Source organism: Synechococcus sp. SYN20 (genome assembly GCF_014279555.1).
GTDB lineage: Bacteria > Cyanobacteriota > Cyanobacteriia > PCC-6307 > Cyanobiaceae > Synechococcus_C.
This window is the reverse complement of sequence record NZ_CP047959.1, coordinates 1,038,450-1,054,636: the sequence shown is the minus strand read 5'-3', so window position 1 is coordinate 1,054,636 and position 16,187 is coordinate 1,038,450. Positions and strand designations below refer to the sequence as shown.

The following is a 16,187-nucleotide window of genomic DNA, read 5'->3' as shown; positions in this document are numbered from 1 at the left end:
ACAGTGGTTATCTTGAAAGCGACAGAATCATGACATAGCAAACAGAACAATGCGATTAGCACTTACCGCTCTGCTGTCCCTAGCAGCACTCATTTTTGTTCTAGCGTCAAGCGCAAACGACAACGACACAATCCATATCGGCAGAAGAACACCTCCTGCAGAGGCTGGCTGCCGTCAAGTCGGCCTGAAAAGAACTGATGCGGGAAGGCTATTGAGGATCTATTCCTGTCCCGCATAGCTCTTCACGTTTACTGAATAACGTGGAACCATAAAATTTCACTCTTGGCAGGTTCATTGAATCATTTGCCTGGGAATCCAATCCATAGCGACAACTACTCCACCAGCGCGATCTTGCACTGCATGGAAACTGCCAAACAGCTCAGGGTCGGTGATGATGATGAGGCAAACGCAGACACCCACGACTGATCGATGAAAGTCTCAAGACCCAGGCTCGAAGAGAGCGACCATATCCGTCAAGAGTTTGGATGTGATGGGATGTGGAAAACTGAAATCACCATCCCAGTCACATTCACTGTCGAGGTCTTTGGCAACAAAGGGCAAGCCTCAGAAGAATGGCTGACAAAGGCAATTGAGCATGGTGCTGGTCTGATTGACATCGACGGTGAGCAGAGGTCAGACCCATGTGAATTGGTCAAGTGGCTGACGGATGGCTCTCGGCACACGACCGACTCACAATTTAGGGGCAAAGTAAATCCTGAGCTGATCAAGAGGCTAAAGACATTCATCCAAGAAGCTGAGTAACAAGCAGCACCGCAACCTCCTCATCTACCATCCGAGTTGGCTTTCCTGCTGAGAAATCCCCCGCACGGGTAATCGGCTGCCCCAAGATGCCCAAATCATAAAATTGCTGAGAAGTGTTCTGAGCCCTACTATGTATAAACATTTTGAATAAACCAGCCAAGACATACACTCCATGCATAGATAACGCCCGCAATCACGGATTATGTTTCTTTGACGTGGTTCAAAGACTGAAATGATGATCATCAAAGAAATATATAACGACCAAAATACAATATTAATACTGACGATGACGCTATACCTTGATCGTTAAAACACTAAGCCAAAGACCTCATATACTATTTTTAACTGATCATTATTGATCAAAAAGGTAAATTTTCGTTTGATCCGAATCGATGAACGGCGCATCTCACATGCAAGTTGATGAAATAGCTTATGTGGCTCATTAATAATTTAAATACCCATGGGTTCCGAATGAGAAGTTTAAGTTTAATGTGTACTGACACGATTTATACTAATAATGAAAACGACAAAGCCACCCCTCCCTATATGGGGACATTCAGTTGGTGAACCAAACAGTGAAGCCGAGGTTCATCCACATAGGAATCGAGATCTCATTGAATTCGGCCGTACCCATCAGGGCATAGCAATAGGCGGGATACCATATCCTATTGGGTATTCATACTTACAACAGCTAAATAAACTGAGGAAATTCACATACTTATAATAACCATCTATTGAGAGTAAAATCAGAAATAGCACTCATGGCAAAATTTAAATCCTGCTCTAAGTTACAGATAATTGATCGTGAATAAAATGTCTTCGAAAGTCAGTGACGCCCTTTCCATGCTTAAGGCACTACTCAAAAAGGATGACAACTTAGCCGCTCAGATGCGACTTGAACCTACCAGTTCTTCTGCAACAAAATTGGCATATGAACATGGCATTCAGATTTCGCCTGAGGCTCTATGGAGTAATCGAGGAGTGCTTGTAAGCGATGGACATCCAACTTGGAGAGATTAATTTTAAGCTCTAAGAGATACGAATACTATCCACGATGTAAACTAAGTCCAATGCAAGCTTTTAGATAATACTTGGCAGATGCTATTTCCCAACGACAAGACTCAAGATTGGTCAACACCTGCAATTAATACGCACATAATTCCGTTATAAGCAAATCCAGGCAATTTTTTTTATTCCTGAAATCACAGCGATAGCCACAACACTCCTTCTAGGAAAGGTTCAAGCAAATCGTGAGAATAATGATACCAATCAGATCAATTTTTATTAATCGCGACATTAATCAATCTACGCTCTACTCATCATTTTTATATAAACTTAGTTTTTGCAGAATATTCTGATAGCTTGGGAATACCCGCAGCTACGCTTCATCCCAGCCGGAAAGGACTGGACTGGTAAAATCGAAGAATATGGCTCGAGGTTAAACATTTAATTTCTCACCATAACCAGCGTAGCTTCACATTAGTGGGGGGGGGGTTATGAACGAGCTAGGAGAACAAGGATGGGAACTAATGACCTTCGCTCAACCATTTACTGGATATCATGGGGGCTGTTACACTTTGAAACGCAAGAAGTGAAATCACACAATTTTTACTGAAGCTGTTTTCATGGCTTTGCGTTCAAGCTGCTGTGAGCTAACTAATAATATCCCACCGGCATCAAGCGGAGCACCAATCCACAAAGCCAAAGCATCAGATAAATCATCAGAAATGCTCATAATGTTGCGCAATTGGCTGCTATTAAAACCTGTGACAGCAAGCATTCCCTAAACACTGAAGTTCTCAGACCACGAGCCCGCACGCACACCACCACCCCAACCGTCAGAATTCCAAGCAAGAGCCCTAAGGAGTGATCTCCCTAACGGAGCATGGATATTTAGAGAGCATTGACTTACTAGCTATGGCTGATCACGAAGGACAGCAGCTCACACCTCGCGAGATGGTGCGAGCGCATCTTCCAATCGTTTTTGATCTGATCAAAACGGGATCGCTTGTCGTGATCGCTACAACCGGTATTCATTTCATCTCAGTCATCACATCCATGAAATGGCTCATGATGGGATGATCTGGCAAGATGCTCCTAGTGAGACTGATCACGGCGGGCATAAGCACTGACCTGGATTTAAGATCGAGGTCTTGCAAATCAACCGTCGATTAGTTGCTGGTCTTCCACGCACGCCAGCATGTTGAACCTTCCGTCTAATGCAGCGCTGATTTCATGGCCAACTTGTTTCCTGGGTTTCATAACAGCTACGCGTACTTCATTAGCTACGTCATATAGCAACAAGTGCTCAATCAGAATGTGCCGTTAGATCTGACGATCAACCTTCATATCGCTTTGATGGTGAAGCACCCGGTTTGGATGACTTGGTGGCGCATGCAGTAAGCCGCTCCTGGACAGGGCGGCTTTTTTATAAAAAATAAGCACTTCTCACTACTGACGCCTACATCCTTCGTTGCCAAGTTGATAGCAAGGTGAAGCACCCCCATGCTCGCTGAAAAGAACAGTCAGCAGAGGACGACTGTTCTTTTTTTATGGCGGGCCAAAATGAGTATGTATCACTACGGACTTTCCTTTATCCATAAGGCATCCTTGAAGTGAAGCCATGACTGGGGAGTTCAGGCTTCTTGATAAGAGGAACGGTCATGAGAATGTGGCCGTTCTTTTTTATTGGTTAACGATGCTCATGGGTTTGTGTCTCGTTGCTCATTACACCATTCACAAAGCTATTACAGGCTATTGGCAAAGAAAAATAATGATTAAGGCCTTGATCTAATAGGCCCGCTGCCGGTAGCGGGCCAAAAGAGCCTCCGCTCTCCTCAATGTGGAGAATAGGAGAAAAGGTTGTTGTTGCTGAAGGTAGAAGAAATCATGCCACTGAGAAGGACGAATTGATGAAGACATGAAACGTAGGAACTTTCATGGCTGTTCAGACTTTTAGATCTTGATTTAGTTTAATCAGCAAGAGATCACATGCTTAGGAGCAGAAGCTACAACTTAAGTCTTGATACTAAGCTCATCAGCATCTTAAGAGCGTTATACTTCGTTCAATATGATTAGCACATCGATGACAGGGAAGAAGGCAAAACCATTTAGCACAAAACAAAATATTTCTTCCCTGAACCAGCAGATAAAAACAAAAGAAAAACTTGTTCAAAAAATCATTGATCAAAAGCAAGACTTAAGACAATCGTACATTGAAGCGATGGTAGAACTACGAAAGAATGCAGCCAACAAGCTTGCCGGTATCAAAAATAATCAGGCTAATTTCACATCAACAATGGATCGATTAGACAACGAAGAAGAGATCTTTAGCCTCGAAATTAAAGAGCTTTTAGATCGAAGAGCTCAACTCAGCAAAAACCTCATAGATCAAAATGCAAGCATATTTATACCTAAAAAAGTAACTTTAAAGCTGATCGTCATCGCTCTTGTCGCCTTGGGCTCAGGATTGCTTTTATCACGAAATTATCAACTATTCAATCAGCAATGGCCTGAAAAAGGAATTCAGAATTAAACATTTGCTCAACAACAGCAGGTTGAAAGGCAAAATATTGATCAATCTCAAAACTAAATACCACCAAGCCCTGCCACGAACAAGCTCGTATCAACCCGATCTCTGGACATGGAAGCGAACAACATAGTGAATCGACTAATTCCTCTCTATGCATCCTTAAAAATTAATCATAGGAAGGGATAGACCTCGCACAGACAGCAAAAATCAGTCCCAGAAGATAACATTCTTACCAAAATAACAAAATACGAATTACTGACAATTCTTGTCTAAAAACTTAGCAGCAGGAGTATGACCCAGCTCTAATGCTTTTCTCCAATCAACACACGCATCATTCATATCACCAGACATTTCCATTGAAATGCCATGATTGAAATGAGCATTCCCGTCCTTCGGGCTAACCTCTATTGCCTTATCAAAATCTTGAATTGCACCATCAAGGTCACCCAATCTTGCTTTAGCAATTCCACGGCTGCCGTAGGAATCAAGATTGTTTGGATTCAGTTTAATTGCTTCATCGTAATCAAAGATAGAACCCTGAAAGTCACCTGATTTTGCTTTTGCAAGACCACGATAGAAGAAACTTTCGGGATCCTCCGGATTTAGCTCTATTGCTTTATTGAAGTCCACAAGTGCTCCTCGATAGTCACCTGATCCAAGCTTTTCAGCACCGCTATTGAAATCATTCAGGTCAGGAGCAGCAAAACCAGCCGATAAAAGCGCAAGCAAGGAAAGCAAAACTGCGACTACGGTGTTACGAATAGGCACTTCAAAAAGCCGCTTAACTGCGGCCATCGTAGTCAGAGAACTGCTTGCAGTGAATAGCAACCTGTTTTGATTGAAAAACTATCGCTGCAAAACCTACCCATGAGGGCAACATACTGATCTATTTAATACACCCAAGCAAATAGGCCTTCGCCAACTTCTATCAGGATTTCAGCCTTATTTTTGAACCATTTAACTTGTCCCTTTTACAGAGTGGGAAGGGAACCAGTTGGTATCGCTCAGAAACTCCTTGAACACAACAAAGAAATGATCCTTGGCGCAGATCACATGATTGAAACCAGCTCAGCCGGAGTCTCTACTCATGTAGCAGCCCTAGCTGGGTGATGATCAACGAGTTCGACAATTTCGATTTAATGCCCACTATGGCGTTGCTCGGCACCAGTCTGCTCGGTGAGGCGATCGGCCGCCGTCTGCCCGAGCAGGGAGTGACGTTGAAAATCTGGAACCGAACCACAGAAAAATGTGAGCCGCTCCTGAAGCAGGGCGCTGCGCTGATCGAAAACCTCGATGAAGCAGCAAAGGGCTGTCAAGCCGTGATCATGGTGTTGCGTGACGGGCCCGAGAGTGCAGATGTGATTGCTGAGCTGGGTGACCTCCATACCGACTGCTGTCTGCTGCTCCGAACCAGCTCATTGCCAGCCTCACCCACGGCTATTCCTTGGCACTGCGATTGGTTCAAGCCTCAGGCTTAGAGGTTGAACGTTTTATGGAGGTGCTTCGCCCATCAGCCCTCTATGCACCAACCGTCGACAAAAAGCTCGACCGGATGCGCTCGAACGACTTCAGCAATCCCAACTTCAGTACCGCCCTGCTGCGCAAAGACTTGCAGCTTTTTGTACGTGAGGCGACCCTGGCTGGAGTGAATGCTGAGGCGCTCGCGGGGTTGGTTGAACTCCTGACACGTGCGCAAGGAACCCCCCTTGATGCAGGCGATTATTCAGCGCTACATGCTTTGACAGCAGGTTTAGCTAAGGATCATTGAGGTCTTGTTTGCCTTGAAATGCATAGCGACCTGTGACTCCATCACTGGAACAAACAGCCGTGACATCGACTCCTCGTCGATGTCAGAGATGGATGGCGGTGGCGCCATGGCTCTGATTCCTCGCTGGCAGTACATGTCTGACAGCAGCAAAGCGATCGTCAAAAAAGTTGCTGGCACAACATTGGTGCTCTTGATTGGTTTAGTGCTGCTCCGAGCCATTTTCGGGTGGATCGTCCTCGCCACGATCATCTGGGCAGGCTGGAAGGTCCTTAACCGCAAGTAGGCCGGATACGACAACTCCGATCACTAAGGACCTAGCCATACTGACGAGATGAAACGTCTATTGCGGCTCCTTAAGCGACTGACAGGCAAAACGCAGAAGCCCCCGCTGCACACCACGGAAGAGTTGGACTGCTTCAAACGAGACGCCATTGAAAACCGTGGGAAGCACTACTAATGCAAGGCGCATTTGAGTTAGGGCTAGTTGCCATCCTGTTTCTCGGTCTCCAGGTTTGGTGGCTCAGCAAAGTCTTTTTGAATCGACCACGTCAGCCCAGACCCATGGGGGCTTCAAAGCCAATGCGAGCCAATTCACTCCAAAACGATCGGAATGTCCTGGAGAAGATCTTCGGGAAATCCTGATCACCACCACGGTCCCTCCATAAGTCCCCACTGGGCGCTCAACCAAACCAACTCAAATTTCCCTAAAAATAAAGAAGGCTTGATCGGCACAGATGAAGTGCCTCACGTGCCGAATCCAGCGATGCCTTGTTTGGCGGAGTCAAACCGTTTGGGACGACGAGTGCGTCAGTGCGATCCAGGCGAACCCGCGCAGAGAACCACGATCCACCGCCAGGTAGAGATGCACGACAAACGTGATTTTGTTCGCCATCAAGCTTGCGCTCAATCAACCAACCATCAACCCGATCAATCGTCTGAAAACTCTGAGCCAGTGCTGATGTTCCGATCAGCGAAAGAAGAAGCAAAAAGCATTTCATCAGCCCAGCTTGTCAGCGCAAGCTGATGATGCCGAGTTGGCCGCACCCCCGTTGAAGGACAGCAGTCACTCGTCTGCAACGGAAGCATCGTGCATGCTCTCAATAGCTCTTGGCACGCTGCAAGAAAGCCAAAAGAAAACCCCGCCAAAGGCAGGGTTTCTCGACTTCTCTTTGGGCGTGTTGCCTTGTTTCCACTCCGTGAAGAAGCCCTCCTCACAGATCAATCATGCCTCAGAAATCCCACTAACCAAGTCCCGACATAGCAGTTAGTTGACTGACCTACGCAACCTGCTCAGCATGTGCTTCGCCAACTCCTCACAAGGTTGGGCTCCACACACCTCCAAAGAAGGCTTCGTCTCCCTCTTTTTTTTATGCCTGATCACTCAAGCAAGAAGCGGGCAAATGTTCAGCATGCTTTACAAAGCGTCACCAGATCCCCTAGAGTCTGTTACATAAGTTCATAAGCGCTATCGATGACTGACTATTCCACTGCCATCTTTGGTTTGATCGCCTTCACCGGAGTTGTTTCTGCTGCTGTCGTCTACATCCTTGCCCAGCCTTCCGACCTGCCAGTCGTAAAAAAAGCAAAAGCAGCTCAAAGCTGAGTCTCAGCCAGAAACACTCTTATCGGTTCAAACCATGACCACACAAGATCTTCTCGTTCTGCTCGTGAGCTTCGGGACCGCTTGCTTCGCTCTTAACATCTACAAGTTGAACCAACAGCCACAACGCTGAACCTTACAAGCCGTTACAGAAATCTCACGGTATGAAAAGCGTTCCTTGGACGGGATCCGCGAATCAAATCCTCTGGGAAGAGGCTCTAATTTAATACCGAGGTCTCTGTGGAAGGAGACCTTATTTTATGCCATCTCCTTCAGAGATCGATAGGTGAGGGGCTTTTCGATCTTCACTTCCCCATAGCCGAGAAAAACCAGCTCCTGAACAACCTCAGCAAACTTTTTTGATCCCATGCCTCGGATCGCTCTATCCCCACGCTGTTTGGCCAGCTGCCATGTACAGCCATCAGACTGGAATCCGAGGGCCTGAACAAGGCGCATCAGCAGCATCACGTCTGTGGCTTCCACCCAAAGCTTGTCAGCCTTTGCATCAGGCATCAGTCCTCCTCATAGCTGAAGGCAAGCATTTCGTCATGATCTTCCCTATCAATTCCGATGTTAAACATCACAGCATTTTCGTGAACGTCGAAACTCAGATGAAGTTAGCTCTGCATCTGGAGCTAATAATGACACTAGGAGCGTCAAAGCTAATGGGACGTCGCAAAGGAGGTCATCAACTATTCGCTGGGATTTCCTGAAGGCATTAGGTTGAAGAAATGCGTATTCTGATGCCTACTACCACGAACGGGATTACTACATAGCCATTTCCATAATCTATGCATAAAGCATATTATGCCGACTAAATTTTAGCTCTGAAACCTAGGTTGCAATTAGCTTCCTACATCATTTCGCCATGAGAGAAAGCCATATGCATCGATTGCTTTTTAGCGATCAATGTTTTATTCGCCTCAATTTCATCGCTTTCATCTGCGAACTCGATTTGATGAATCTCCTTAAGAGTGTTCAAGTACGCAAGGCAGTGTTGACGAACCTCCATAAGCTCTGCATAACAATTCCCATACGCTGCATTTGTTCTTAACTCATGGTCTGGTTTGATGACAGATTCAGTAAACAGATCAAGAGCGCGTCGGTACGCATCGGGATATGAGGAGGACATGGATTTATGAATTTCTCTTATTAAAGCGAGCTATCGCTTGTCAATTGTTTGAGATTTGACAAAAACAGACAGTAAATATGCCTAAGACTCGGCATTGGTAGCGCAGCATACTTCTGAGCTCAATGCCCCTGAAAACAAAACCCCATTGAAATTACCAGAGAGCGCATTGCTGTCGCGATCCATTTCTCAAATTAACATTAAAAAGCCCTGCCACAAAGCGTGTTGTTTGTTGAAGCGTAAACAACAGGAGCAGAAGACAATAGTAAAGGAAGGCAGCATTAAGTGAGCGGGGTTGAATGGGTTATCGCCATCATTGATACATGCAAGAACCTGAAGCATTACTAAAATAGAGATATTGATCTAACTATCGATGCAGGCATTGATGTTCCTAGCCCTTGCGCTCGGCAACATTGCACTGCTCGTCCACTTAACGGAAAAAGTACTCGGCTTTAGGAAAAGGTGGAGAAACAACAAGCTCTTGGTTAACGACCATCCCGAAATGAGGACCGTAGATCCAGACCAAGGGCTTCTGGCTTTTGAAAGCGATGATGTAACTCGTGCTTTTGTGCTGGATAACGATCAGCCAGGCGCTAGTGACCCTTTCTTCGAGAGCGGTGATGAAGAATCAGAAGAGTGACATGCATGGTGCGGGTCAAGGAATGAGATCTTCAGGTCAAGGGACTTGGATGAGAGGCAAGAAGCTTTTATTCAATTGCATTGACATTGGTTATGGATTGAGGATAATCCACCAATTGAGATCAATTGAGGTTCAGTGAACAAGCATATAAAGAACTGGATTATTAAGCCCATCCGTGCCACTATCTTCGCTGATAGAAATGCTTACTATTGGATTCAAAGTAAGCTTGGACTTGGCAACTATCAGATGGCAGCTCTTGTATGGGCTAAGGGGCTAATCATTGGAATGTTATTCGGGGCATTCTTTCTCTGATCTCAAGCGTCAAGCGATCCATACCGGCATCTCTTGCGTCTATGGCTGGCTAGTCGATCTAGGCATCTTGCAGATGGCATTGAACCAGCCAGATGAATAACTAAGCTTCAGCGCATAGCGGGTTTTTATTGAAGAACAATTCGTCTATCAGAGACATTTCTGTGCATTCGCCTTTAGCTCTATATGACACGAATAATGCACAAGGTTGAGCTTCGGGCAGCCAAGATTCCTGGATTAACCGGCATCGTTGCAGATCATTATTGGCTGCTTGTTCTTCGTGGTATTGAGGGAAGGCAATACCAGACTTGTGATCGTTGGGAAGTATGGCAACATCCTCACCAGAATGACTCTTGCTGGGGGCACCTCCATAAGAATCTTTTGGATCCCTATCAGGGAGTGGGCAATGGACAATCTCAATTAATACAGCAATGGGAGGGGAGTGATGCTTTGTTAATGGTTGAAAAGATTGAATCATCCCCAAGCACCTATCCATTCATTAGAAAATACAGATACTGGCCAGGTCCAAACAGCAACACTTTTGCTCAATGGATCGTTAGAGATAAAATAGAACTAGGTGTTCGAGCGATTGGCAAAAGCTTCCCTGTGCCAGAAATGGTCAGATAACAATGCAATGAACCTCTAATTGTCAGCTTCTCTGGAATGGCTGGCATCATCACCTGCCAATCAGTTCATCACAGTTGATCAACATCTTTCAAAAGCTCTAACACAAGTAGAGGAAGTCTGATGATCACAGGAGCATGTTCTAATGAAAAGTCATCAATGGCAACGAAAAACATATGCGCTACGCTTGCTGACCCTCAAATTGATGAGATAAATATGATCTCTCTATACAGCGGGGAGACAATCCGGGAACTCGATAGAGCCGTAAAGAAAGCCATAGAAGTCAGCTCGAAACTTGATCACTCAACACGAACCATGTTTGGCATTCCCTCCACACTGGCAAAAGTGACAAAGCTTATGGCTGGTTCAGTTCCTGTGTTGATCACATAGTGTGGCTCACCCGGGTGACCTTCAAGAAAGCCGTCTCCTGCCTTAATCGTGTCAGTCACCTCAACACCATCGACGATCCTTACATTGCGTAGTGTTCCCTGCTCAACCATCACCACAACTGGCGAAGGATGGATATGCAATGGAATCTTGGCCCCAACAGGAAGAGTGATCCGATAAACCCGCATCTCTGGGGTTCCTTCGGGATACACAACAACTCTCCCTCCGAGGGTTCGATTCGCCGTGAAAAGTTCTTCTACAACTGGCTTGGATGATGCCAGTGCATGGCCCGAACAAAGCAGTACGGTCGCAGCGGCAATTGCAAAAGACTTCGAAACCATGATCTTTCTACAAATGAGTGAATCAATCTAGATATAGAGCAAGAGTTGTTTTAATACGGTGGCTGACGGACTTTTTTGATAATGACCACTTTAAAGCTGTATCAGCCAACATCTGGAACAGGCTTTGCAAATTTCCGTCTGAATTGAAGGTGTTTTACCGTAAGAAGGTTGGACTTGATGAGCCAAAAACATTGCGGGAGAACTGGTGGTCAGTGTTCACAGACCCTTTCGCAATGGGGTGTACAAAGGTTGTCAACAACTTGCTACTGAATTACATCGGAGATGATGAGATAACCCTGGGAACAGATGAGGACTCTGTGGAAGCGATCTCAGAAGGTGATGTCAGCACCTCTATCGCCGGCTGGTGAGAGGACCGCCAAGTAGAGGCTGCCGAGCACCGAGTGGGCGTTTTCAGCCAAGTGCTTCTGGACATCATGTTCTTAGCCGCTTGTAAAACTCTCGAGGAATTCAGGTGTTTTGTCGGTTAGTCCCGAACATATTTCTCTGATAGAGCCAATGCGTTCGCCATCGGCTGTGTGGATTTCCATCAGGACAAGATTTCTCCACATGGACTAGAGGTTGGCCTGGGGCAACCGTGGTGCGAATAACTACTGTTTTTCGCAAAAAGTATCGCAAGCACCATTCGGCTCTCAATAGCTATATTGGTGTATTAGGCGCTGGCATATCAACACTTTGGGCGTGGCAGATAGGAACGTCCCAATCCGAATACAAAAAGCCGTGATCACCCTAGAATCGCTATACGGGGCAGGATTTCAGGCTTTTCGAAAAACACTTACTGGCTGACCAAAACAAGGATGGTGCTCCTCTTACTGGAAGTGGAGAGGGAAAGGCTTATGGCTAGGCAACTAGGGGGAAGCCTTTAGATCTTTCAGTCTGATCAACAACATTCAGTCATTTGAGTATCTGGTAAAACTAGATTTTATTGAACCTCCATGCAGCATTATCTGATTGTCTGGAGCTTCCCAACCGTTGAAGGGTCTTGGGAAGCCTGCACTCCATTTGCTGAATACATCAATTCTGGTGGGCCTTGAGATTGTTTTGAAGGCTTTGAACTGAAATATCGAGTCTGTGAGCCAATTGGTGGAAGAGGTATGGCGATTGCTGTTGCCAGCGACATCGGCAAGGTGTGGACTCATCTCGCCCCTTGGATCAAGGGCTTTGGACTCCAGTTCGAAGTCACCCCGGTTGTCTCTGATAAGGAGTTTCAGCCATGTGGCCTGGAGTTCAAGCTGCTGCCGCCGCTCACAGCTAACCGAAAGGATCACGGCTTGCATCCATTTGAGTGAGTGCGATTAGCCCCGCCCCAAGCGAGGGGGCTTTATTTTCCTGAATTAACCACATACGAATTTCCAAATCCAATCCCACTCTTGTATCGCTATGAACTACTGAGTGGCTGCTCATATGGTTATAAAGGTGAAGTAGCAACAGCTACATACAACGTTCACCTCACATCTGTGAGGCGCAGACTCGCCAGGCCACGGAACGGGGACCTGGATTTCTGAGGAACCTCAAATGACACTGACCTATCGCGGCAAGAAGTATGTGCAACTTCAAGGTGCTTGTTTTGATGCAACCAAGAAGGCACAACTGACCTATCGCGGCTTGTCATACACAAAGTGAGCTCAAGGGTTCACGTCAAACAGCCCCGCCTTGAGTGGGGTTTTTTTATTGCCCTTTACCAGCTGCACAATCGGATGGTTCCTCTGGAGCAGGGAACCCATTCATCACTGCTCCTCCAAGTCCCATCCAATATTGGATTGAGGCCATGAAAAGGTACGGATCATTGCATCAGCGGGTCAGCGATCTAAATCCGCAAGCACATCCTTGTCTGAATCCAAGGCTCCCATTATTCAACGGATCATCCAGGGGCCTCGTTTCACCTGGAGGGAGTATCGGTCTCTAAGGGGAAAGTGATGAACACTAAATCTTGGATGTGTTCTAGAAAAACCCGTCATGATGATCTACATTCACCAGTCATGCATCAATCCTCGACATGCACTAATCCTAAGAGGAAGCAGAGATTAAAAACAAACAAATAGGTACGAACTTACCAGCAAGTTCATTGAGCTCTAGGGTACCTACTTAGCAAGAAGAAAAGAATACAAAGCCTTGCTAGGGGAAATATTTGCAGCGAAGCATCCTCAGCAAAAGCCAAAGGGAATGATTCAAAAAGTGCAAACAGCATCCTGCAACTAATTGCACAGCCAGATTATATGACTATAGTCAAAGAGACTACATCGAAGAATTGTAACGCTAGTTTGCTATTCGCTCGCGCACTACTTATTCAACTTTAAACTTCAAACAATGGATTACTCACAAAAAATAACCCTGCTCGCCACCATCACAGTGAATTTGAATGTCCCCGAACTTCAGAGCAGAGAACAGCTCAATGAATGGATCAAATCGGATGCTGCCCGCATTCATTTCATTGACCATTTGAAGCCGACGTCGTTTGATGACCTGGAAGTGGTGAAAGCAGCCTCAGAGGCAGACGTCGTGAGTTAGCTGCTGGATATGTAGACGGCATCGATCATGGCGACAGGAGGCTGAGTTCGTTGCCACAAGCTCAGACGCCTGATCACCAAGGTTTGTGGATCAGCACGACGAGAGCAATCGGACACCGAGGCATCAAGAATGGGGTTTATCAGTGTTCGAACTGCAGGCCATGGCTAAGTACACACACACCATCGGCTTCACCTTCACAGCCTTTCATGCATTCAGCGTGACCACTGAGAACCCATTGATGAGTGTCGAAGAAGCTCGACACTTACTTTTAAAGGATGAGATGAGAAAGAAAATAGCAGACGAGGCTGTTGATGAGGTCACCAACGATCACAATCCCTCCGAAAAGCTGGACAATATCAAGTTCTATGCAGACCATTTTGTTGAAGAAATGGTTGAAGCATTAGGCGATGGAGACGTTGTGGTTCAGGAAGTCATAACCGAAAAAAATTAGTTCAAAAATGAAGCTTCTTTCACATGGAAAACCGCAATCAGTATAGAATTCTTTGCATCAAATTCAGAATCAATAGGCCACCTAGGATTTTAATTAATCACCAACAAAGAAAAATCATATCCATTGGAAAGATGATTTAAAACCAACCGATCCACACGAAGTAGCATTAGCCCTTGACTTGACAATACAAAGAGAGTATTTATTGCTTATCACAGACTTCTTCTCCAAAAAACAAAGGGAATAATCGTTACTAACATCAAAACGCTATAAACAGCCGAAGGGAGACTAAAGCGACTCAATCCACCTTGAATAAACTCTTCACCGATCAGTGAACCAACAACAATACCAATCGTTCCATTCTGAAAACCAGCCTCTACAGAAAGCGAGGTAATCTGAGATTTCCTTAATCTCAGCAAATGACCAACAACTAAACCGATGACAAGCATTAATAGATTGAGCAGCAGCAGTAAGGGTCCCAGGAGTGGAAGGTTAGCGATAAACACATCCCACTGACCGATCAAGACTCCAATCAAAACTGCAACAAATAAACCATTTGCCAATTGACTGCTTGGCAACTGCCAACGAACAGCCAGTTTTGGGATCCACTGGCGAATAGAAACTCCCAATACAACAGGTAATGTTGCTAAAGCAAAGACTTTTAGACTTAAGGGTAATATTGACAACTCAACGTCTTGCTGTGGGATAAGCAATGGCGTTGTTAAACTCAAAACAAGAGGTAAAGTCACTGCCGTCACAAGACTAGCGAGTGCGGTATAAGAAATTGAAAGTGCTACATCTCCTCGAGATAGTTTAGTAATAATACTCGATGTTATGCCTCCAGGACAGCAACTCAAAATCATAATGCCAAGAGCAAAATCACCTTGCAAACCAAAGATCCTTAGCAAGGCAAAAGCAATCACTGGAAGCATCAACAGCTGAGCCATTGCTCCTGCAATCAAGGCTTTTGGCTGGTGAAATGCAACTCCAAAATCTTGCGGCTTCAGTGATAACCCCAAAGAAAACATAATAAAAGCGAGACTTCCGGTTAAAAGAAGTTCGATCACAAGTCCACAAGCGCCATACCACGTAACAATAAACCATCCACTGGCTCGTATATCGAACACACATTCAGTAAAAATATCACCAAATCATCAAAGTCTTAGAATTAAAGGCCATGGGATTCAGGCAACAAACATCAAACTAAACCTCTTGGTCAATGCATCAATAAAAGACTACCAATGCAACAGAGCCATGTTCACAGTCAACATGCTTTTCAAGCGAATCAGAGAGACGCGTTTGAACCGAACAGAAGATAGACGTACTGTTTGAGAGAATCATCCAACTTCACTGCTCACCATGGCAACGTTCGATCGATCCACTCCCTTCATGCTTCTCGCACGCATCCACGTCAAGGCGGATTGCCTCGATCAATATCTGGAACTCGCCCGCATAACTGACGTGGCCGTTCAGTCTTCCGAACCTGGAATGCTTCATCACACCTTTGATCAAGATCCTCAAGACCCACAAGCGTTTGTGTGGTCAGAGGTCTATGCCAATGACGAGGCATTTGCGGCCCATGTCTCCAACCCTCCCGTTCAGGAGTATTTGCAAAAGCATGCTGAACTTGGTGACGGCTTCAGCATCGAGGTTTATGGAACTGTTGGAGATGACTGCAGAAAACTGATGGAGTCTTTCGGACTTCCACTCAAAATTTATGAATCTAAGCTTGGATATAGCAGAGTTTAAATAGAAATAACAAGGCAGCTTCAAGACTTTAAATAAATAACAAAACAAGCCATTTTTAATTCCCAATCGTAACAATCGCTTGCTTATTTTTCCACCAGACCCAATCTCGAATCGGTGGAGTGTCACGGAGCTGCTCGCGCGTGAGGCCGAGCCTCAATTTCATCGATGCTCCGAGGAGTACATCAAGCATCTCTTCGCCATTGGCACAGGCAGCAAGAGCCTCATTGGTGCGTTGGGCACCATCAAGGGCGTTCACGAGCAAGCTCACGCGACGAGCCACTGGCAATGATCGTGGATCCACACCAAGTTCACAAGGGCCATAAGGGTAAGCATTTTTACGCATCGCATTCGTACAAGTAAAGGGAATTAATG

23 protein-coding genes and 1 pseudogene are annotated in these 16,187 nt (G+C 45.6%); 16 read left to right on the top strand and 8 right to left on the bottom strand.

The window, feature by feature from the left end; translation table 11 throughout:
• The first annotated feature begins 282 nt into the window (after positions 1 to 282).
• Both SynSYN20_RS05520 and SynSYN20_RS05515 read left to right on the top strand, forming a co-directional pair.
• Positions 283 to 426 carry a hypothetical protein gene (locus SynSYN20_RS05520; protein WP_186525050.1) on the top strand — a complete coding sequence of 48 codons (144 nt, stop codon included), beginning with the start codon at positions 283 to 285 and terminating at the stop codon, positions 424 to 426.
• A gap of 69 nt (positions 427 to 495) precedes the next feature.
• Complete coding sequence (locus SynSYN20_RS05515) at positions 496 to 762, top strand: hypothetical protein (RefSeq protein ID WP_186525049.1); 267 nt, start codon at positions 496 to 498, stop codon at positions 760 to 762.
• 1,597 nt (positions 763 to 2,359) lie between these two features.
• Here SynSYN20_RS05515 and SynSYN20_RS05510 read toward each other — a convergent pair.
• The gene (locus tag SynSYN20_RS05510) at positions 2,360 to 2,542 is read right to left on the bottom strand and encodes a hypothetical protein (RefSeq protein ID WP_186525048.1); all 183 of its coding nucleotides are present in this window, start codon (positions 2,540 to 2,542) and stop codon (positions 2,360 to 2,362) included.
• Between the two features lie 137 nt (positions 2,543 to 2,679).
• Between SynSYN20_RS05510 and SynSYN20_RS05505 the strand changes: the two genes are divergently transcribed.
• Entirely contained in the window at positions 2,680 to 2,844 is a 165-nt protein-coding gene (locus tag SynSYN20_RS05505) for a hypothetical protein (protein ID WP_186525047.1), read from the top strand.
• A 708-nt stretch (positions 2,845 to 3,552) separates the two neighbouring features.
• Here SynSYN20_RS05505 and SynSYN20_RS14450 read toward each other — a convergent pair.
• A complete protein-coding gene (locus SynSYN20_RS14450) occupies positions 3,553 to 3,684 on the bottom strand; it encodes a hypothetical protein (RefSeq protein WP_255476384.1) in 132 nt (43 codons plus the stop codon).
• Between the two features lie 163 nt (positions 3,685 to 3,847).
• Here SynSYN20_RS14450 and SynSYN20_RS05500 point away from each other — a divergent pair, with 163 nt between their 5' ends.
• A complete protein-coding gene (locus SynSYN20_RS05500) occupies positions 3,848 to 4,297 on the top strand; it encodes a hypothetical protein (RefSeq protein ID WP_186525046.1) in 450 nt (149 codons plus the stop codon).
• 249 nt (positions 4,298 to 4,546) lie between these two features.
• Here SynSYN20_RS05500 and SynSYN20_RS05495 read toward each other — a convergent pair whose 3' ends face one another.
• Positions 4,547 to 5,089 carry a tetratricopeptide repeat protein gene (locus SynSYN20_RS05495; protein ID WP_186525045.1) on the bottom strand — a complete coding sequence of 181 codons (543 nt, stop codon included), beginning with the start codon at positions 5,087 to 5,089 and terminating at the stop codon, positions 4,547 to 4,549.
• 314 nt (positions 5,090 to 5,403) lie between these two features.
• Between SynSYN20_RS05495 and SynSYN20_RS14670 the strand changes: the two genes are divergently transcribed.
• From SynSYN20_RS14670 to SynSYN20_RS14445, 5 genes are all read left to right on the top strand, one after another.
• Positions 5,404 to 5,772, top strand: a complete 369-nt coding sequence (locus SynSYN20_RS14670) for an NAD(P)-binding domain-containing protein (RefSeq protein ID WP_370586714.1) — start codon at positions 5,404 to 5,406, stop codon at positions 5,770 to 5,772.
• Entirely contained in the window at positions 5,751 to 6,062 is a 312-nt protein-coding gene (locus SynSYN20_RS14665; RefSeq protein WP_370586713.1) for an NAD-binding protein, read from the top strand. The genes SynSYN20_RS14670 and SynSYN20_RS14665 overlap by 22 nt, the downstream gene beginning before the upstream one ends.
• Positions 6,063 to 6,075: 13 nt before the next feature.
• Positions 6,076 to 6,345 carry a hypothetical protein gene (locus SynSYN20_RS05485; protein WP_186525767.1) on the top strand — a complete coding sequence of 90 codons (270 nt, stop codon included), beginning with the start codon at positions 6,076 to 6,078 and terminating at the stop codon, positions 6,343 to 6,345.
• A 327-nt stretch (positions 6,346 to 6,672) separates the two neighbouring features.
• Positions 6,673 to 7,086: a hypothetical protein gene (locus SynSYN20_RS05480; RefSeq protein ID WP_186525044.1), complete on the top strand. Its 414-nt coding sequence runs from the start codon at positions 6,673 to 6,675 to the stop codon at positions 7,084 to 7,086.
• Positions 7,087 to 7,533: 447 nt separating this feature from the next.
• Positions 7,534 to 7,665: a hypothetical protein gene (locus SynSYN20_RS14445; RefSeq protein ID WP_255439736.1), complete on the top strand. Its 132-nt coding sequence runs from the start codon at positions 7,534 to 7,536 to the stop codon at positions 7,663 to 7,665.
• Between the two features lie 255 nt (positions 7,666 to 7,920).
• Here the strand turns inward: SynSYN20_RS14445 and SynSYN20_RS05475 are convergent, their stop codons facing one another.
• Both SynSYN20_RS05475 and SynSYN20_RS05470 read right to left on the bottom strand, forming a co-directional pair.
• On the bottom strand, positions 7,921 to 8,175 hold the full coding sequence (locus SynSYN20_RS05475) for a hypothetical protein (RefSeq protein ID WP_255476383.1): 255 nt from the start codon (positions 8,173 to 8,175) through the stop codon (positions 7,921 to 7,923).
• A gap of 340 nt (positions 8,176 to 8,515) precedes the next feature.
• Positions 8,516 to 8,794 (bottom strand): hypothetical protein, encoded by a 279-nt coding sequence (locus SynSYN20_RS05470; RefSeq protein ID WP_186525043.1) that lies wholly within the window; start codon positions 8,792 to 8,794, stop codon positions 8,516 to 8,518.
• 370 nt (positions 8,795 to 9,164) lie between these two features.
• Here SynSYN20_RS05470 and SynSYN20_RS05465 point away from each other — a divergent pair, with 370 nt between their 5' ends.
• Both SynSYN20_RS05465 and SynSYN20_RS05460 read left to right on the top strand, forming a co-directional pair.
• Entirely contained in the window at positions 9,165 to 9,431 is a 267-nt protein-coding gene (locus SynSYN20_RS05465) for a hypothetical protein (protein ID WP_186525042.1), read from the top strand.
• Between the two features lie 507 nt (positions 9,432 to 9,938).
• Positions 9,939 to 10,367: a DUF3750 domain-containing protein gene (locus SynSYN20_RS05460; protein ID WP_222929758.1), complete on the top strand. Its 429-nt coding sequence runs from the start codon at positions 9,939 to 9,941 to the stop codon at positions 10,365 to 10,367.
• Between the two features lie 296 nt (positions 10,368 to 10,663).
• Here the strand turns inward: SynSYN20_RS05460 and SynSYN20_RS05455 are convergent, their stop codons facing one another.
• Complete coding sequence (locus SynSYN20_RS05455) at positions 10,664 to 11,092, bottom strand: cupin domain-containing protein (RefSeq protein ID WP_186525040.1); 429 nt, start codon at positions 11,090 to 11,092, stop codon at positions 10,664 to 10,666.
• A gap of 17 nt (positions 11,093 to 11,109) precedes the next feature.
• On the opposite strand from SynSYN20_RS05455, the gene SynSYN20_RS05450 reads away from it, so the two are divergent.
• From SynSYN20_RS05450 to SynSYN20_RS05435, 4 genes and pseudogenes are all read left to right on the top strand, one after another.
• Positions 11,110 to 11,460, top strand: a complete 351-nt coding sequence (locus tag SynSYN20_RS05450; RefSeq protein ID WP_186525039.1) for a hypothetical protein — start codon at positions 11,110 to 11,112, stop codon at positions 11,458 to 11,460.
• A gap of 585 nt (positions 11,461 to 12,045) precedes the next feature.
• Positions 12,046 to 12,365, top strand: a pseudogene (locus SynSYN20_RS05445) (DUF3303 domain-containing protein).
• A gap of 1,052 nt (positions 12,366 to 13,417) precedes the next feature.
• On the top strand, positions 13,418 to 13,618 hold the full coding sequence (locus SynSYN20_RS05440; protein WP_186525038.1) for a hypothetical protein: 201 nt from the start codon (positions 13,418 to 13,420) through the stop codon (positions 13,616 to 13,618).
• 142 nt (positions 13,619 to 13,760) lie between these two features.
• The gene (locus SynSYN20_RS05435; protein WP_222929757.1) at positions 13,761 to 14,069 is read left to right on the top strand and encodes a hypothetical protein; all 309 of its coding nucleotides are present in this window, start codon (positions 13,761 to 13,763) and stop codon (positions 14,067 to 14,069) included.
• Positions 14,070 to 14,278: 209 nt separating this feature from the next.
• On the opposite strand, the gene SynSYN20_RS05430 is transcribed toward SynSYN20_RS05435, so the two are convergent.
• Positions 14,279 to 15,133, bottom strand: coding sequence for a bile acid:sodium symporter family protein (locus SynSYN20_RS05430; protein ID WP_186525036.1), 855 nt, complete (start codon positions 15,131 to 15,133; stop codon positions 14,279 to 14,281).
• Between the two features lie 292 nt (positions 15,134 to 15,425).
• Between SynSYN20_RS05430 and SynSYN20_RS05425 the strand changes: the two genes are divergently transcribed.
• Positions 15,426 to 15,815, top strand: coding sequence for a putative quinol monooxygenase (locus tag SynSYN20_RS05425; RefSeq protein WP_186525035.1), 390 nt, complete (start codon positions 15,426 to 15,428; stop codon positions 15,813 to 15,815).
• A 55-nt stretch (positions 15,816 to 15,870) separates the two neighbouring features.
• Here the strand turns inward: SynSYN20_RS05425 and SynSYN20_RS05420 are convergent, their stop codons facing one another.
• Complete coding sequence (locus SynSYN20_RS05420; protein WP_255444457.1) at positions 15,871 to 16,158, bottom strand: hypothetical protein; 288 nt, start codon at positions 16,156 to 16,158, stop codon at positions 15,871 to 15,873.
• Positions 16,159 to 16,187 lie beyond the last annotated feature (29 nt).

Bases quoted from the DNA above. Each gene is read 5' to 3' on its own strand.
- SynSYN20_RS14450 (WP_255476384.1), bottom strand. From the start codon at position 3,684: ATGTCTTCATCAATTCGTCCTTCTCAGTGGCATGATTTCTTCTACCTT.
- SynSYN20_RS14670 (WP_370586714.1), top strand. From the start codon at position 5,404: ATGATCAACGAGTTCGACAATTTCGATTTAATGCCCACTATGGCGTTG.
- SynSYN20_RS14445 (WP_255439736.1), top strand. From the start codon at position 7,534: ATGACTGACTATTCCACTGCCATCTTTGGTTTGATCGCCTTCACCGGA.
- SynSYN20_RS05470 (WP_186525043.1), bottom strand. From the start codon at position 8,794: ATGTCCTCCTCATATCCCGATGCGTACCGACGCGCTCTTGATCTGTTT.
- SynSYN20_RS05505 (WP_186525047.1), top strand. From the start codon at position 2,680: ATGGCTGATCACGAAGGACAGCAGCTCACACCTCGCGAGATGGTGCGA.
- SynSYN20_RS05495 (WP_186525045.1), bottom strand. From the start codon at position 5,089: ATGGCCGCAGTTAAGCGGCTTTTTGAAGTGCCTATTCGTAACACCGTA.
- SynSYN20_RS05480 (WP_186525044.1), top strand. From the start codon at position 6,673: ATGTCCTGGAGAAGATCTTCGGGAAATCCTGATCACCACCACGGTCCC.
- SynSYN20_RS05515 (WP_186525049.1), top strand. From the start codon at position 496: ATGTGGAAAACTGAAATCACCATCCCAGTCACATTCACTGTCGAGGTC.
- SynSYN20_RS05465 (WP_186525042.1), top strand. From the start codon at position 9,165: ATGCAGGCATTGATGTTCCTAGCCCTTGCGCTCGGCAACATTGCACTG.
- SynSYN20_RS05440 (WP_186525038.1), top strand. From the start codon at position 13,418: ATGGATTACTCACAAAAAATAACCCTGCTCGCCACCATCACAGTGAAT.
- SynSYN20_RS05475 (WP_255476383.1), bottom strand. From the start codon at position 8,175: ATGCCTGATGCAAAGGCTGACAAGCTTTGGGTGGAAGCCACAGACGTG.
- SynSYN20_RS05500 (WP_186525046.1), top strand. From the start codon at position 3,848: ATGACAGGGAAGAAGGCAAAACCATTTAGCACAAAACAAAATATTTCT.
- SynSYN20_RS05460 (WP_222929758.1), top strand. From the start codon at position 9,939: ATGCACAAGGTTGAGCTTCGGGCAGCCAAGATTCCTGGATTAACCGGC.
- SynSYN20_RS05455 (WP_186525040.1), bottom strand. From the start codon at position 11,092: ATGGTTTCGAAGTCTTTTGCAATTGCCGCTGCGACCGTACTGCTTTGT.
- SynSYN20_RS05425 (WP_186525035.1), top strand. From the start codon at position 15,426: ATGGCAACGTTCGATCGATCCACTCCCTTCATGCTTCTCGCACGCATC.
- SynSYN20_RS05420 (WP_255444457.1), bottom strand. From the start codon at position 16,158: ATGCGTAAAAATGCTTACCCTTATGGCCCTTGTGAACTTGGTGTGGAT.
- SynSYN20_RS05510 (WP_186525048.1), bottom strand. From the start codon at position 2,542: ATGCTTGCTGTCACAGGTTTTAATAGCAGCCAATTGCGCAACATTATG.